Annotated in this window: 17 protein-coding genes; 8 read left to right on the top strand and 9 right to left on the bottom strand. The window is 41.1% G+C overall.

Features of this window, described 5'->3' with window-relative positions; translation table 11 throughout:
* Positions 1-8 precede the first annotated feature (8 nt).
* The 6 genes from lgb_RS07060 (at position 9) to lgb_RS07035 (ending at position 6293) form a co-directional block, all read left to right on the top strand.
* Positions 9-1769 carry a DUF2264 domain-containing protein gene (locus tag lgb_RS07060; RefSeq protein ID WP_019294118.1) on the top strand — a complete coding sequence of 587 codons (1761 nt, stop codon included), beginning with the start codon at positions 9-11 and terminating at the stop codon, positions 1767-1769.
* 45 nt (positions 1770-1814) lie between these two features.
* On the top strand, positions 1815-2822 hold the full coding sequence (locus lgb_RS07055) for a LacI family DNA-binding transcriptional regulator (protein WP_019294119.1): 1008 nt from the start codon (positions 1815-1817) through the stop codon (positions 2820-2822).
* A gap of 147 nt (positions 2823-2969) precedes the next feature.
* Positions 2970-3815: a 5-dehydro-4-deoxy-D-glucuronate isomerase gene (gene kduI / locus lgb_RS07050; RefSeq protein ID WP_019294120.1), complete on the top strand. Its 846-nt coding sequence runs from the start codon at positions 2970-2972 to the stop codon at positions 3813-3815.
* Between the two features lie 31 nt (positions 3816-3846).
* Positions 3847-4653, top strand: coding sequence for a gluconate 5-dehydrogenase (locus lgb_RS07045; RefSeq protein ID WP_019294121.1), 807 nt, complete (start codon positions 3847-3849; stop codon positions 4651-4653).
* Positions 4654-4683: 30 nt separating this feature from the next.
* Complete coding sequence (locus lgb_RS07040; RefSeq protein ID WP_019294122.1) at positions 4684-5652, top strand: sugar kinase; 969 nt, start codon at positions 4684-4686, stop codon at positions 5650-5652.
* Positions 5652-6293 carry a bifunctional 4-hydroxy-2-oxoglutarate aldolase/2-dehydro-3-deoxy-phosphogluconate aldolase gene (locus tag lgb_RS07035; protein ID WP_019294123.1) on the top strand — a complete coding sequence of 214 codons (642 nt, stop codon included), beginning with the start codon at positions 5652-5654 and terminating at the stop codon, positions 6291-6293. Before lgb_RS07040 ends, lgb_RS07035 begins: the two co-directional genes overlap by 1 nt.
* 39 nt (positions 6294-6332) lie before the next feature.
* Here lgb_RS07035 and lgb_RS07030 read toward each other — a convergent pair whose 3' ends face one another.
* The 9 genes from lgb_RS07030 to lgb_RS06990 form a co-directional block, all read right to left on the bottom strand.
* Positions 6333-6470 carry a hypothetical protein gene (locus lgb_RS07030; RefSeq protein WP_019294124.1) on the bottom strand — a complete coding sequence of 46 codons (138 nt, stop codon included), beginning with the start codon at positions 6468-6470 and terminating at the stop codon, positions 6333-6335.
* Positions 6471-6740: 270 nt separating this feature from the next.
* Positions 6741-7391: a GNAT family N-acetyltransferase gene (locus lgb_RS07025; protein WP_064305323.1), complete on the bottom strand. Its 651-nt coding sequence runs from the start codon at positions 7389-7391 to the stop codon at positions 6741-6743.
* On the bottom strand, positions 7384-7761 hold the full coding sequence (locus tag lgb_RS07020; RefSeq protein ID WP_019293219.1) for a PaaI family thioesterase: 378 nt from the start codon (positions 7759-7761) through the stop codon (positions 7384-7386). Before lgb_RS07020 ends, lgb_RS07025 begins: the two co-directional genes overlap by 8 nt.
* The gene (menC, locus tag lgb_RS07015) at positions 7758-8861 is read right to left on the bottom strand and encodes an o-succinylbenzoate synthase (protein ID WP_019293218.1); all 1104 of its coding nucleotides are present in this window, start codon (positions 8859-8861) and stop codon (positions 7758-7760) included. The genes lgb_RS07020 and menC overlap by 4 nt, the downstream gene beginning before the upstream one ends.
* Positions 8851-10203: an o-succinylbenzoate--CoA ligase gene (gene menE / locus lgb_RS07010; protein WP_019293217.1), complete on the bottom strand. Its 1353-nt coding sequence runs from the start codon at positions 10201-10203 to the stop codon at positions 8851-8853. The genes menC and menE overlap by 11 nt, the downstream gene beginning before the upstream one ends.
* A gap of 3 nt (positions 10204-10206) precedes the next feature.
* A complete protein-coding gene (gene menB / locus lgb_RS07005) occupies positions 10207-11049 on the bottom strand; it encodes a 1,4-dihydroxy-2-naphthoyl-CoA synthase (protein WP_003134096.1) in 843 nt (280 codons plus the stop codon).
* A 30-nt stretch (positions 11050-11079) separates the two neighbouring features.
* The gene (menH, locus tag lgb_RS07000) at positions 11080-11907 is read right to left on the bottom strand and encodes a 2-succinyl-6-hydroxy-2,4-cyclohexadiene-1-carboxylate synthase (RefSeq protein WP_019293216.1); all 828 of its coding nucleotides are present in this window, start codon (positions 11905-11907) and stop codon (positions 11080-11082) included.
* Complete coding sequence (gene menD / locus lgb_RS06995) at positions 11897-13543, bottom strand: 2-succinyl-5-enolpyruvyl-6-hydroxy-3-cyclohexene-1-carboxylic-acid synthase (protein WP_019293215.1); 1647 nt, start codon at positions 13541-13543, stop codon at positions 11897-11899. Before menD ends, menH begins: the two co-directional genes overlap by 11 nt.
* A gap of 2 nt (positions 13544-13545) precedes the next feature.
* Entirely contained in the window at positions 13546-14682 is a 1137-nt protein-coding gene (locus lgb_RS06990; protein WP_019293214.1) for an isochorismate synthase, read from the bottom strand.
* 80 nt (positions 14683-14762) lie between these two features.
* On the opposite strand from lgb_RS06990, the gene lgb_RS06985 reads away from it, so the two are divergent.
* Together lgb_RS06985 and lgb_RS06980 are read left to right on the top strand one after the other, a co-directional pair.
* The gene (locus lgb_RS06985; protein WP_019293213.1) at positions 14763-15332 is read left to right on the top strand and encodes a GNAT family N-acetyltransferase; all 570 of its coding nucleotides are present in this window, start codon (positions 14763-14765) and stop codon (positions 15330-15332) included.
* Positions 15325-16605, top strand: a complete 1281-nt coding sequence (locus lgb_RS06980; protein WP_249663185.1) for a DRTGG domain-containing protein — start codon at positions 15325-15327, stop codon at positions 16603-16605. The genes lgb_RS06985 and lgb_RS06980 overlap by 8 nt, the downstream gene beginning before the upstream one ends.
* The last annotated feature ends 7 nt before the right edge of the window (positions 16606-16612 follow it).

Here is a 16612-nt window from a genome sequence, read left to right as displayed (position 1 = left end):
GAGATAAAATGCGAGAAAAGAAATTAAAAGCTTTAAAATGGGATTCTTATGAAGAGATCACGCAGGGGTTCAAACTTATGCTTGAACCGCTCAAAGTAAAAATGAATGGTTCTGGTCATATCGACTTGGGACACAATCACGGTGCTATCTATGATGAGGAGACAAGTCAGATGGAAACCTTTAGCCGTTTGGTCTGGGCGATTGGTCCTTATCTCAGTCAAAATGAAGATGTTTTTCTCACAGAAGAAATTCATGCTTCCTTTGTAGCGGGAACAGATCCTACAAGCAAGCATTATTTTGGCGTGCTCGCCAACTATGACCAAAAATTTGTCGAAATGGCAGCTTTAGCGACCTGTTTGCTACTCAATAAGGAGACCATCTGGCAGGACTTTAGTCTGCAAGAAAAAGAAAATATAGTCAACTGGTTCCTTCAAATCAACCAACAAAAAATCCCCAAAAATAACTGGCGTTTTTTCCGTATCTTGGTCAATGTCACCATGAAAAACTTGGAGATGCCTTATTCTCAAGAAATAATCGAGCAAGAGTTTGCCTTCATTGACAGCTGTTATCAAGGGAAGGGATGGTATTGTGACGGTAAGGCAAGTCAGGTGGATTATTATATTCCGTGGGCATTTCATTACTATAGCTTGCTCATCTCAAAATTTTTAAATCCTCATGATGATGCTGAACGGCTTAAAAAGATTAGGGAAAGGGCAACTTTATTTGCGCAAGATTATCAGTATTGGTTTGACCGAAAAGGACGAGCAGTGCCTTTTGGCCGAAGCTTGACTTATCGTTTTGCACAGGGCGCTTTTTGGTCAGCCTTAGTTTTTGCGGATTTGGAAGCTTTGCCTTGGTCAAATATTAAAGCACTCTTTTCAAATCATATGCAATCCTGGTTTCGTGAGGCTATTTTTACTGAAAATGGCATTTTAAATGTTGGTTACGCTTATCCCAATCTCAATATGGCCGAAAATTATAACGCAGCAGGTTCACCTTACTGGGCTTTTAAAGCATTTTTACTCTTAGCAGTTGACCGTCAACATCCTTTTTGGCAAGCCGACAAACAGTTACCACGCTTATCACGCAAACGAATCGCCTCTAAAGAAATGCGAGCCTTGATTGAACACAGCGCCCATTCGGAGCAGATTATGTTTTATCCAGCTGGGCAGTTCATCGAAAATCAGAGTCATGCACCAGCCAAATATGGTAAGTTTGTCTATTCGACACAGTTTGGTTTTAGTGTACCCAAAGGCGCTTATTTTTACGCTGAAGGCGCTTTTGATAATACCTTAGCGCTGAGTGAAGACGGGCTGTACTTTCGAGCACATGCCCAAGATGATTCTTTTGAAATCTTCGAAGATCGTGTGGTGCATTACTGGTCACCCATGCCAGCCGTTCACATCAAAAGTACGATTATCCCTTTAGGTCAAGCGCATCTGCGTATCCACGATATCCAAACAGACAAAGTATTGTGTGTAGCAGAAGGCGGTTTTTCCACAACGATTGAGGAAAGCTCAACTTTTTCTGATAATAAATTTGCCCAAATAGACACGCCATTAGGGAGCAGTAGTATCAGAGCGATCAAAGGCTATGACGAGGCAGACATTGTTCGACCAGAAGTGAATACCAATGTGTTGTATCCACGCAGTATTTTTCCTTGTCTTCAGGGAAAGATTCAGCCCGGTCAACATCGCTTGATAAGTCTCATAACTGGAACAGTGGTACAGGAGCACGATTCAAAATGGAGCACAGTAAGTGAAAAATAACTTTTTTCTTATTATTTTTTTCAAAGTATCGTATAATAAGGGCATATGACTAAAAAAGTAACGATCAACGATATCGCAAAGTTAACTGGGGTATCAAAATCAACCATATCCAATTTTTTAAATGGTAAATTTGCAGGGATGTCAGAAGAGACACGGCAACGGATTCAAGATAAAATTGAAGAGCTCGACTATCGTCCGAACCGTCAAGCGCGTGCTTTAAAGTCAAGTTACTCTTCACTTATCGGGATTTCAGTAACCGACATTTCCAATCTTTATACATCACGTTTATTAAAAGGGATGATGGAAAGATTGCAAAATACCAAGTACCATACGCTTATCATGAACTCGGACCTTGATGAAGAGTATGAACAATACAATATCGAAAAATTACTAGACGAGAAAGTTGACGGTATCATCCTTCAACCTCTTAAAGCTGCAGCGACGGATTACAAGACGATTGATTCAGACTTGCCTTTAGTCCAAGTTGACCGCTATCTTCAACCCCTTATTTGGCCAGCTGTTATTTCTGATAATGGTGAGCAATCAAAAAAATTAGCGGAAAAGATTGTCAAAGAAGGTTATCAAAGGATTGTCATCTTAACACCGCCAATGCAGAATTCTTCAACTCGTCTCAAACGCTATGAAGGAATTACCGAAGCAATAAAAGATACGGATATTGAACTGGAAGAAGTATTCACTGAAGAAGTCAAGGATCTCTTTACAAGTGATCCAATGATTTGGGAAAAGATCGAGCCTTTCTGTAAAGATGATAAAAAGACAGCCATCTATGCCTTCAACGGCGGTCTGCTTTATGGTGCTATTAAAATTCTGAAAGATAAGCAAATTGCTGTGCCAGAACAAGTGGGAGTGGTAGGTTATGATGATGGAGCTTTGGGAGAGCTGATTAGCCCAGGATTGACTGCTATCGTTCAGGATCCCGTAAAGATAGGCTACACAGCAGCGGATCTTTTGGTCAAAAATATCGAAGCCAAATCGCAAAAAGCAGAACTTACAGTGGTTGACTCAGATCTAAAAAGCAGACATTCACTATAAAAATATCAAAGGAAAAATATCCTTTGGTATTTTTTTATTTTTTATACTTGACAAAACAACTGAAAGCGAATACAATAGATGTTAGTAAATCGGTTTAGTAAATCGGTTCATCATTTTTATAAATTACAAATAAAAAAGGAGCATCAAATGAACAATCAAACAATGGATACACGTTATACGCACTCACCAAAGGATATTGCGAAATTTACGACACAAGAGCTGCGCGAAGAATTTGCAGTAGAGACCATCTTCGAACCTAACTTTATTCATTTGGTTTATTCGCACAATGACCGCTTGATTTTTGGCGGAGTTGAACCGACAGAAAAACCTTTGGAAATTGTTCTGGATAAAGTTCTTGGAGTTGAATATTTCTTAGAACGTCGTGAACTTGGTGTCATTAATATTGGTGGTGATGGCAGTATTATCATCGACGGCCAAGAAGATGAAGTTTTACACCGTGATGGCTACTATATTGGAAAAGGGACAAAGGAAGTTATTTTCAAATCTAAAGATCTGCAAAACCCAGCAAAATTCTACGTGGCTTCAGCTCCAGCTCACCAAAAATACCCGAATAAAAAAATCGCTCTGGCCAATATTAATCCTTTAACACCGGGTGATGATGAACATATGAATAAACGCAAAATCAACCAATATGTTCACCCAAACCAAGTCGAATCTTGCCAACTCCAAATGGGTTTAACATCACTTGCTCCTGGTTCTGCATGGAACACTATGCCTTGTCACACACATGAACGTCGTATGGAAGCTTATCTGTACTTTGAATTGCCAGAAGACAATGCCATTTTCCACTTCATGGGTAAACCCGAGGAAACAAAACACTTAGTGCTGCAAAACGAACAAGCGGCAATCAGTCCAAGTTGGTCCATCCACACAGGTGTAGCCACAAGTAATTACTCTTTTATTTGGGCAATGTGTGGTGAAAATATCACTTATGACGATATGGATATTGTTCCAATGAACGAACTTAAATAATAAAAATAAACGAAAGCAGAAAGAGAAGATTATGACTGAGAATATTTTAAACGCCTTTTCACTGGAAGGAAAAATCGCCCTTGTAACAGGAGCGACTTACGGTATCGGCTTTGCCCTTGCATCAAGTTATGCCAAAGCGGGAGCAACGATTGTATTTAATGACATCAACCAAGAAGCAGTTGATCGCGGTATGGCAGCTTACCAAGAAGCAGGCATTACAGCACACGGTTATGTTTGTGATGTGACTGATGAAGCAGGAATTGATGCAATGGTTGAGCAAATTGAAAAAGAAGTCGGCATTATTGACATCTTGGTCAACAATGCCGGTATTATCAAACGTACACCGATGATTGACATGTCAGCCGCTGATTTCCGTCAAGTGATTGATATTGATTTGAATGGTCCATTTATCGTTTCGAAAGCAGTTATTCCAGGTATGATGAAGAAAGGTGGCGGTAAAATCATCAACATCTGTTCAATGATGTCAGAGCTTGGTCGTGAAACAGTTTCAGCCTATGCTGCTGCTAAAGGTGGTTTGAAGATGTTGACGAAGAACATTGCCTCAGAATACGGAAAATACAATATCCAATGCAATGGTATTGGCCCTGGCTACATTGCGACACCCCAAACAGCGCCCTTACGTGAATTACAAGAAGATGGTTCACGTCATCCTTTTGATTCCTTTATCATTTCCAAAACGCCAGCAGAGCGTTGGGGAGAACCAGAAGATCTTGAAGGCCCAGCAGTCTTCTTGGCTTCGAAGGCTTCTGACTTTGTCAACGGTCATATTCTCTACGTAGATGGCGGAATCTTAGCCTACATTGGTAAGCAACCATAAAATAAAGAGCTGAACCTTGGAGAAAGAATTATGCCAAAATTTATAACAATAGGCGAGCCTCTAGTCGTGATGGCCTCACAAGATGTGGATGTCAACTTAGATGAAGCAGTACATTTCAAGAAATACCTCGCAGGAGCAGAATTTAATGTTGCACTTGGTATCAAACGTTTAGGTCACAGTGCGGGCTATGTATCCAAAGTTGGGGCAGATACTTTTGGACGGTTTATTACTGAGGCTGCACAAGAGGCAGAGCTGGATACGCAAAACTTGATTTACGATGAAAACTTTTTGACAGGCGTTTATTTGAAACAATGTGTGAGTACGGGGGATCCGGTTACTTCATATTTTCGTAAAAATTCAGCTGCTTCAAACTTGAAGATAGATGAGATTGATTTATCTACTTTAGCAGATGTTCAGATTGCTCATCTTTCAGGGATCTTTCCAGCATTATCGCCCAGAACACTTCAAACTTTTAGAGCGTTTAATGATAAGCTGCAGGAAAATAAAGTCTTCACGGTATTTGACCCAAACCTTCGTCCAGCGCTTTGGAAAAATCAAAAAGAAATGGTAGATACTCTCAACAACTTAGCGAAGAACAGCCAGATCGTTTTACCGGGTATTAATGAAGGCCAGATACTGATGGGTTCAAGCCAACCAGAAGAAATTGCTGATTTTTATTTGAGCCAAAGCAATCTAACCGAAAGTGTTGTAGTGAAACTGGGCGCTGAAGGCGCATTTGTCAAAACGAAAGCTGGTGCTACTTATACCGTTTCTGGCTTTAAAGTGGACAAGGTCGTTGATACAGTAGGCGCAGGCGATGGCTTTGCTGTCGGCTTAGAATCTGCTTTACTTGAAGGTAAAACGCTGGAAGTTGCTGTACATCGTGCGTGTGCTATTGGCGCTTTGGCAGTTCAAAGTGCGGGGGACAGTGAAGGATATCCGACACGTCAGGAACTTATGGACTTCTATAAGAGTCAGAATTATCAAGGAGATTTATAATGCAAAGAGCAGAATTATTGGAAAAGGTGATTAAGTCGGGTGTTGTTTCAGTGGTACGAGCAGATAATGCCGAAGATGCCGTCAAAATAGTAGAAGCAGTTGTAGACGGTGGGATTAAAAGTATTGAGCTGACTTATTCGGTACCTCGTGCAAACGATGTAATTGCTGATCTTGTAGCCACATATGCAGGAACTGATGTGATGATTGGTGCAGGGACTGTTTTAGAAGCGACCTCAGCACGTTTAGCAATTATTGCCGGTGCTCAATTTATTGTGAGTCCAACTTTTAACAAAGAAGTTGCTAAAATCTGTAACCTGTATCAAATCCCTTATATTCCAGGAGTGATGACCCCATTAGAAGCACAAACCGCGATGGAATATGGCTCTGAACTCATCAAGCTTTTCCCAGGAGATATTGCAGGAGCTGCGATGATTAAGGACCTCAAAGGCCCTTTCCCTTACATCAATGTGATGCCATCTGGTGGTGTTAATGAATCAAATGTGGCAGAATGGTTTAAAGTCGGAGCGACTGCTGTAAGTGCAGGAGGTGGTGTGACAGCACCAGCATTAACAGGTGATTTTGCAGGCGTTAAAGTGAATGCTGAGAAGTTTATGCGGGCCTATGAAGCCATAGGAAAATAAATGAAAAGCTTATATCGTTTTGATATAAGCTTTTTACTTTCATTCCTTTTCTAAAAGAATCCGTTTAATCTCCCGAAGCTCTCTTTTAGTACGGCTTTGGTCAAGTGCTAATGACAAAACACCAAGAGCTAAGAAAAAATTTGCGATTTCGGATAGGATTGTAAATAATTCAGTCATTGATTATCCTTTAGCCTATCTGTATTTAATTTACCTCTTGTCATTGTTGTTTTTCCTCTCTATCAAGCTTTTTTCTCAAGATAAAATATATTTACCTAAAATATTATCACATTTTAAGTGTTTTAATTTTTAAAAATTCATTGAAAGATGAAGAAAATTATTCTACAAATATGGAGGGAGCTAACAATATAACAGCGGGATTACTTTGTGAAGTTAAGAAAATTCTAATGTGTCGATGCGATGATTTCCGGAGTAATATTAGTAAATGAGTCAACCTACGCGCCCCGCATAAACATAATATTCCTCAACATCTTCTTCTGAAACTTCCGTATCATTACTCCAAGAGAAACGCTGTGCGGCGATTCTTTTTAAGCCTTTCTTCTCGTAAAAAGGATAGTTGGAATAGCTGTCTGTAAGTAGGAAGAAGGTTTTTGCTTTATTTTCTTTTAAGTAATCAAGGAAAAGCTGATAGAGTGTGCTGCCAAGACCTAAGCCTTTGTAGTTCTCATTTAAGATTAAGAGGTTTAAGGCAGCATCAAAGGTTTCCTTGCTTTGCTGTATGAGTTCCTCATTGAGCTTCATGGTTTCCAAGTAAAAGTCAAAAACGGTTTCTGGTTTTCCTTGGTTGATAATTAAACTCAGAGCTTCAAGTTGGCGGTACCTTATCCGACTTTTGGGAAGTAAATCAGGAGTGAGAGCAGCAGCGACGACGCCGATAATTTTCCCCTTATCTTTAGCGACAAAGACTTTTGTGGAGGTCAAGAGGATTGTTTCAAGAAAAAAATCAGCCATAGGCAAGACATTTTCTTGTTTATTCCACTCTTGATAAGCCCAAGTGTCGATAATTAATTGATTGATATCCGCAAGTTCGGCTTCATCTATATCCACCAATTCTGTAAATATTATGTTGTCTTTATTCATATCTTTTTGCCACAATAGCGTTGGTTACAGTGACTTGTGCCACTAAAACCTCACGCGCATCTGTAAACTTCAGCTCCCACACATGTGTACGCCCACCTTTGTGCAGAAGAAGACCTTGAGCAAAGAGTATTCCTGCTGCTTTAGTTGGGTTCAAATGATTGCCATTGACCGCTTGGCCGACAGCAAAATGTTTATCGTCAAGCAAGAGATTACTTGCCATACCAGCAGCAACCTCAGCAAAGGCCAGCGTTGCACCACCATTTAAGAAACCTTGAGGTTGCGCGTGAAAGTTTCCTAAAGGCATTTGAGCGGTAAAACCTGTTGGGGTTAAAACCAGCTTTTGAATACCCAGCTGTTCAATTAAATTCATGTAAAAATCTCCTTTTTCACGGTGTAATATGCAAGTGCTTCTTGATTGATAGATACACCCAAGCCATTGCCACGCGGTCTGTTCATCTTGCCTTCAATAAATTTAATCTCTGGTACGATTAAATCTTCTGTAAAATAATAGGACGAATCTGACAAATCCCCAGGCATGGCATTGTCGCCTAAAGTGGCCAGTTGTGTATGCAATATCTTGGAAATACCACTTTCGACCATACTGCCAATCCAGAAGGAAATGTTATTTTTCCGGCAAAAGGCGATAGCTTCTTTTGTTTGATAAAGTCCACCTAAGCGGCCAATTTTGATATTGAGCATGGTTTTCCCCTTAAGTTGAGAAAGGGTCTGTAAATCACTCCAACTTTGGACATTTTCATCAAAACAGATAGGTGTTGAAAGCTGCGGAAGAATGTCTTTATAATCTTCGAGATTATCAGTAGCAAAAGGCTCTTCAATGCAGACAAGTCCAAATTGATCGAGCTTTACCAGCGCTTCGATATTTTCAAGGGCATAAGAGCGGTTGGCATCAACAGCCCATTGGAGCTGAGGATAATGCTCCACAGCATATTGGATGCGTTCAAAACCATCTGTGGGCTTAATTTTAAGCTTTATTCTTTCCACACCTAGGGCGATTAAGGCTTCGATTTTTTCAGGAAGCTGCTCAAAAGGCACATCGCCCAAGACGGCCCCACGGGATAAAGCTTCTGTCAATGGCTCAGGAAAAAGGGCAGCGATTGTATTTTTTCCTTGGGCTTTGTAATAAAGATCCAACAAGGCATTCTCCAAACCTGCCATTGCCATCGGTAAGGGCTGCTCAAAAAACTCATGAATCTCAAAGGGATGTGTGAAGTTTGCTGTTATTACTTTTGGAATGTAAGTCTGCGACAAGCATTCCCATGAGCTGTCAAACGTTTCTTGCGTGTAGAAAGGTATGGTGAAGCTTACGCATTCACCATATCCTCGATGGCCGATTTCGTCTTCGGCAATGATAATAATGGTGTCACGCTGCTTCAGCTCACCTTTGGCTGTCTTGAAGTTAAACTTCATCGGAAGTTGGACGTGATTCAAACTAATCGATCTAAGCTTCATGTTTTAAATTTTTCCTAAGGATTTTGCCTGAGGCATTTTTGGGTAGAGCATTCATTTTGATAATCTGACGGGGAAGTTTATACTTGGCCAGACGTTGACGCAAAAAGCTTGTAATTTCTTGTATATCGGGCGCTCCAGCGTAGAAAAGAAGTGGCACTTGTCCCCAAGTCTGATCTTCCTGCGGGACAAGCGCACATTCGACAATTCCCTCTAAGCTATAGAGTAAATCCTCAATCTCTTTGGGATAAATATTTTCTCCACCGGAAATAATGATATCTTTACGACGATTGAGAATATAAAGGAAATTGTCCTCATCAAGATAGCCAATATCTCCTGTGTTGAATAGATGAACGTCCTCTTGATTAAGATAACCTTTCATGAGCATTGGCGATTTTAGATGTATTTCGCCAGCCTGATCAGCATCAGGATTTAAAATTTTAATCTCCACGCCAGGAAGTGCTTGACCGACAGAAGTTAGCTTGTCCGGATGTTCCAAAATGTTGAAGGTAACAGATTGGGAAAAAGTTTCGGTCATCCCGTAAGTCTTGTAGACAGGTAGACCTTGTGCGAAACATGCCTGTATCAAAGGTTGGGGAATAAATTCTCCCCCTAACAAGAGGACGCGAAGACTTTTGGCAGCAATTTTTTCATGAACACGTTTAAGCATGGTCGGTACCATGGAAACCATATTGACCGAGCTGTTATTAATCAGTTTAATCAACTCTTCCTCATCGAAAGAAGCACGTATGGTGGCCTGAGTGGCATTATAGAGGCTGCGCATGATGATGGATAGACCACTGACATGAAACATGGGGAGAACGACAAGCCAGTTGTCTTCTGGAAGAACGCCCATGGTTATTGCAGAAGCAGCCACATGTGCCGCAAGCATTTTCCAAGTGATAGGTACTGATTTGAACTTTCCAGTTGTCGCACTGGTGTTCATGATTACAGCAATTTTCTCTGGCGCTGGCTGCCAATTGAGCACAGCTCTGCTGGTTTCTAAAGAATGGATATCAGAGAAAGACAAGTCTGCTGGATAGGTTTGCTGGTCCGAAGCAATCAGCAGTTCCACATCAAGTTCAGTCAGTTGCTCTCGAATTTCATTAGCTGTAAGATGAGTGTTGAGCAAGAGGACTTCCTTATCCAAAGCCAACAGCGCAAAGAGCACAATTGCCATCTCTGGCGAATTTTCTGAAAGAAGAGCTAGGCGGTTGTGCCTAGCTGTTTCTTTGTTTAAATGTTGGGCTGTCTGAACAGTTTTATCGTAGACTTCTTTAAAAGTCAGTTGATTTAAGAAAAGTTTATTTGGCGATTTTTCAGCCTGTTCTTTTAACCATTTCATAGCTTATGGGAATTTAGGGAATTGATCAAAGTCAGGTTTGCGTTTTTCTTTGAAAGCATCGCGCCCTTCTTTGGCTTCATCGCTGAGGTAGTACATGAGCGTTGCATCACCAGCAAATTGTTGCAAGCCAGCAAGTCCATCAGTTGCAGCATTCATTGAGCCTTTAAGCATACGAAGTGCCATTGGTGACAAGGCAAGCATTTCTTCGGCCCATTTAACTGTTTCGTCTTCAAGTTGATCAAAAGGTACAACAGTGTTTACCATGCCCATATCCATTGCTTCTTGTGCAGTGTATTGACGGCAGAGGAACCATATTTCACGTGCTTTCTTTTGACCAACCATAGCAGCCAAGAGTCCAGCACCATAACCAGCATCAAAAGAACCAACACGTGGGCCTGTTTGACCAAACTTAGCATTTTCAGAAGCAATCGTTAAGTCACAAACGATGTGGAGAACGTGCCCGCCACCGATAGCAAAACCGTTGACCATAGCAATAACAGGTTTTGGAGTGATACGGATCAAGTGTTGCAAGTCTAAGACGTTAAGACGAGGGATTTGATCTTCACCAACATAGCCACCGTCGCCACGGACTTTTTGGTCGCCGCCAGAACAGAAAGCTTCTTTGTCTTCGCCTTGGCCGTGATTAGCACCTGTCAAAACAATGACACCAATCGAAGTGTCATCACGCGCTACAGTAAAGGCATCAATGAGTTCCACCACTGTTTTAGGGCGAAACGCATTACGTACTTCAGGACGATTGATCGTAATTTTCGCAATACCGTTATAAGTTTCATAGATGACATCTTCGTACTTGCGGTCTAAAGCAAGCCAGTTATATTTTGACATAATTTGTCTCCTTTTTTGTTTATTTATTCATTATAGCATGGCTGAGTCATGCAAATGTGTCTTTAAGATTAAATTAAAATGTTGAGGTAGTTCCAGATGTACATTATGCCCTGCGCCCTCCACAATCAGACTTTGCGCTTTTGGATAAGTACCGATTTGTTCAGCGATTCGTTTATATTTTTGATCCAGAGCTCCAGTGATATAGATTAGGGGCAAGTTTAAATCTGGGAGCTTATCTGAAATGTCTGGAAGCTTTCCTTGGCTGGTAGCGCGTAAAGTTTGGGCCAGGGCATGAGGTGCATTTAGGGCGCGACTGGACCAAATTTTATATTGCTCTTCCTGAGAAAGATTTTGTTGACTTTTGAAGATGGGAAGTGCGCCCCAATAATTTGCAAACCAGACAGCACCATTTTCCTCGATTTGTTCAGCCAAGTGAAGATCAGCTTGGAGACGTTTTTCACGTTGATTACTATCAGCTATGCCAGGGGCAGCTGATTCAATGATAAGTTGTTCAATGGGCTGTTCAGGAAAGTTCAGTGCAAATTGCAGTGCAATCCGTCCACCCATGGAATAGCCCAGTAAGCTGTAGCTTTTTTCTTGAAAAAGGTTTTGAATGATTTGTCGGAGTTGCGCACAAATGTTTACCAAACGGTAAGCATCAAGTTGTTCCGGCTTGCTGGACTTACCATGTCCCACAAGGTCTAAAGCAAAGATTTGGTAGCCTGGTATATCTAAAGCATCCCAAGTCGAAGCAGACTGGCTAAAACCATGTAAGGCTAAAAGGGGCTTACCTTGACCATGGATTCGGACATGAAAGTTAAGTGAATCAATCTGGATATATTTATCTTCAAATAGCATAAGTCGTATATTTTTTGTGCAAGTCTAAGCTCACATCCTTGTCTGTTTTTATTTCCAGAAGATGAATACCTGTTTGAGTAAAGCTTTGACTGAATTGTCTTTCAAAGTCCTGATAATCTTCCACGAGATGATAATTCAAGCCCACCAATTGTGCTAAGCCTCCAAAATCTAAACCGTGTGGCGTTGAGAACAGATAGTCAAAATGTGGTTGCCCCTTTTGCGCCAAATGGTGGAAGATTCCGCCACCGTCATTGTTGAAAAGGACGATAGTCAAGTTGAGCTGATGGGTTTTGCCTACGATTAAGCCATTGATATCGTGAAGCATAGAGAGATCACCGGTTAAGAGGACCGTAGGTTGTCCGCTCGTAGATATACCTAACGCGGTTGACTCTTGTCCGTCAATACCATTGGTACCGCGGTTTCCTAAAAGACGAACAGTGGCTTGACGACTGCGCCAAAAGTAATCAACATCGCGTATGGCCATCGAGTTAGAAATCAGAAGCTGTGCTTGTTCCGGAAGAAGGTCTTGCAGACTTTGAACATAACGTCCTTCAAAAGGTGCGGTTTCATCTTTAACTGTATTGAGTTTATGGCGCATGGAGTGCTGATAGTCTTGCCACTGCTTGAGTGCCCTTTTACCAGAAGTTGAAGGTTGAACTGCTTCACAAAAAAGGGCTGCATCAGCCTGAATAACCTGTGTCGTGGTTTGACTTGGATTGCGATAATCAAGTGCCGAATCAACTTGGATATATTCTGCCTCAGGATTGCGAGCAATTAATTGTAAAACGCGTTTTGATACAGGAATTTGACCAAACTGAAGGAAACAGTCAACTTTAAGTGTGCTGAGGATCTCTGGCTGTGTGAGAAAAGCATCATAAGCATCAATAATATTGGGATGACTAAAATTACGTAAATTAGACAAAGGATCTGCCAAGATAGGTGCATGAATCTTTTCTGACAGGTCTAAAAGTGCTTTTTGATAATCCGAGTTACTATCAGGTCCTGCGAGAATAATCACATTGCCGCTTAATTCAGGAACAAGCTGCGGCTGAATTTTCCCTTGACTGAGAGAGAAAGGCTTGCGACCTTTTTGGTAATGTTCCGGGTTGAGTTCTGGAATCAAAGGCTCACCGATAGGCACATTGATTTGTACGGCAGCAGCGGGAACATTGGTAGATGCCATATAGGCACGTTGTGCGACCTTACGTGGATAAGTCCATAAATTATTAGCATTGGGATGACTTAACTCTTCATAATGGTTAACGAATTTGCCAAAGTAATCCGCCTGATTTACGGTTTGCGCAGCGCCCACAAATTGCAAGTCATTGGGCCGATCCGCGCTCAAAATAATCAGAGGTACACGACTGTGTTTCGCTTCAGTAATGGCGGGTAGATAGTGAGCAGCAGCAGAACCAGAAGTACAAATAAGAACTACCGGACGTTGTTGAGCTTTGGCTATACCAAGGGCAAAAAAAGCAGCCGAGCGCTCATCAATATTGACATAAGTGTCATATTTTCCATACTCTTCAAAAAGCATGGCAAGAGCTGTTGAACGTGAACCCGGGCTAAATACAGCTTCACGTACGCCTAGATTGAAAAATTCATCAACAAGTGGTGCTAAATATTCATTGTTCATTTTTAAAGTGCCTCGAGTATTGTTTTTAATTTTATCTTTGTTTCATCAAATTCAGCTTGACAGTCTGAAGCGGCAACAATGCCGCAACCGGCATAGGCGTAACATGTTTTCCCATCAAATAGTGCTGAACGAATGGCGACGATGAGTGTTCCATCTCCTTGAGCATCGATTAGACCTAAAGGTGCCGCGTAAAGTCCGCGTTCATGTTTTTCATTGGCACGGAGGAAGTCAAGCGCCGCTTTACTAGGTTGTCCGCCCAGTGCTGGTGTAGGATGAAGGTGCTTGGCCCAATCAATTAAGGAATGGGACGTATCAACCGTCGATAAGAGTGTTCGAAGATGAAAGACATTCTTCAAAGCCATTATCCCCGTTTCCCCTATCTGAACATGGGGTGACTTCTCTAACATCTTGTCCTTAATCTTTTGGACAACAATTTGGTGTTCATGAAGATTTTTCGGGTCTTGAAGTAAGCGAGTGTCGCCATGAGCGAGGGAACGGGGAAAGGTTCCAGCTAAAGCATAGCTCAGAATATGATTGCCTTCTTTCTGGACCAAAATTTCAGGTGAAGCACCAAGAAATGTTTTACCAGCTTTATGATAAGCAAAAATAAAAGCTGAAGGGTTATTTTCTATCAACCGCTCAAGAATTGGCTCAATCTTAAAAGTCTGCTCACTCGTAAATTTAATTTGACGAGAAGCTACGATTTTGATTGTTTTGCCCTGCGCAATATTTTCCTGTAACTTTTGGTAAAGACTTTGCCATTCTTGATAATCCGAAGCTTCTTCTGTATAGCTGTTGGACAGTTTACTTCCCTTTTCGTCCGTAATTTCTGGGAGAGAATCAAAGGACAAAACATAAGACTCTGTAGGTGTTTGTACAAAGTAATGCTTAAAAGCGACAATCTCGTTTCCGAAATCTTGCCAAAGCTCATCATTTACTTCATCAAAAAAACTCTGGCTGTAAAAAACGTAAGGATAGTTTGCGATATCTTGTTCTTGCACAGCTTGCAAGCGTTGACTGGCAATAATCAACGTTTGCTTTTGGCTATCGTACCAAAAAAAACGCTCACTAGGGTCAGGGAAAGCAGACCAAAAGGCAAGCGGGTGCTCTAATTTGAGATTTATCCGTCTATAGTTCATAGTAATGAAATTATATCACAGATAGCAGAAGTAACGTGATATAATAGGCTTATTAAAAATAAGAATCTGGAACAGTGAGAATGAATATCAATGTAAAACTTGCGGAACACCAAAAGATTGAAACCAGCAGGCTGTGGCTTCGCCCTTTTGTCATGTCTGATGCAGCCGATATGTTTGAATATAGCTCTGATGCAAGTAATCTTCAATTTGTCTTTAATCCCCATCCAAATCTTGCACATACCAGCTTTGTCATAGCCAATCATTTCATGAAAGAGCCCTTAGGTAAATGGGCAATCGAACTAAAATCAGAGCAAAAAATGATTGGTTTGATTCAGTTTTCAAAGCTGGTTGAGCAAAAGGGTACAGCAGAATTATCCTATGTGCTTCACAAAAAATATTGGAATCAAGGTCTGATGACTGAAGTGCTCGCTTCTGTAACCCAAGTTTGTCTTAAAGAGATTGGACTGAAGCAACTTGTGCTTAATTGTGATCGGGAAAATCTCAGCTCGATACGGGTGGCTCAAAAAGTAGGCTATAAGCGAATTGGCCGTTTTAAAGGTAGCACACAATACAATAAAGGACGCATCTCTGAATTTGAGGAGTTTGCTATTAAAAAAGGAAATCAAGTCTTAGGAGTATCTCATGTCTAAACACGAAGAAATTCTTAATTATATAGAAAAACTTGACATTGGTAAGCAAGTCAGTGTCCGTAGTATCGCTAATCGTTTAAAAGTGGCAGATGGCACAGCTTATCGTGCCATTAAAGAAGCAGAAAATCGTGGTTTAGTTGCTGTAAATGACCGCTCAGGTACTGTTCGAGTATCGGTGAAAGGACAAAAACGTAACCATAAGTTGACTTTCGGAAAAATTGCTGAAATTGCCAGTGCTGAAATCTTGGGTGGACATGCTGGACTTGAGGTTGAATTTAGTCGTTTTTCCATCGGTGCCATGCAGCCGGAAAGTGTGAAAAAGTTTTTGATGAAAAACAGTTTGATGATTGTCGGTGACCGTAAAGACATTCAGAGTATGGCTTTGCATGGTCAAAGCGCTGTGCTTGTTACAGGGGGGTTCGATGTTGATCAAGATGTTATTGATTATGCAAATGAGATGGGGATTCCGCTTATGCGCGCGACTTACGACACCTTTACAGTTGCAAATCGTATCAGTCATGCTTTAGCAAATGAATTGATAAAAAAAGATATCATCACAGTAGCTGAAATTTCCCACGATCATCGCCCTGCATTACGTGAAGAAGATACGGTAAAAGACTTTATGGAGTTGATGAAACGGACCAATTTAAGCAGTTTTGTGGTAGTTAATCCACATCGTGTGGTTGTTGGAGTTGTCAGTATGCGCGATATTGCTCATAAAAGTCTAGATACGCAGATTAACAAGCTGATGAACTATCCCGCTGTTGCCAAGCAAAAAATGACGGTGGCGAGCATTTCACAAAAGATGATTCATGAAGGTTATGACATCATGCCGATCGTGAATAAGGATTACACTTATGCTGGTGTGGTGACCAAGTCTGAAGTGTTAGAAAGTCTTCAAAGAAGCCAAGAAGAAAGCCAAGTGACACATACCTTTAGTGAAGACATGTCCAGTAAAATCAGTGAAAAAGGCTCTGCATATACTGTGATGGTTGAACCGCTCATGGTCAATAATGTCGGAAATATTTCAAGTGCTGCTCTGAGTGAGATTGTCGCAATCGTTGTTCAAAGAACGCTTGACAAAAGACGACGCAGAAATGTTATCCTAGAGTCAATGAATCTCAACGTGATGGGCACGGTCGCGATTGATAATCTCTTGGAAATTTATCCTAAAGTCATCAACGAGACCCGTTTAGGCGCGGTTGTAGATATTGAAATTTATTATGTCAACAATATCATCGCCAAAGCAGTTGTGAATCTACAAATTACATAAGGAAAAA

It is taken from the genome of Lactococcus petauri (genome assembly GCF_023499275.1).
GTDB classification, from domain to species: domain Bacteria; phylum Bacillota; class Bacilli; order Lactobacillales; family Streptococcaceae; genus Lactococcus; species Lactococcus petauri.
Note: the sequence above shows the minus strand (reverse complement) of the source record. Positions and strands in the feature narration are given on the sequence as shown.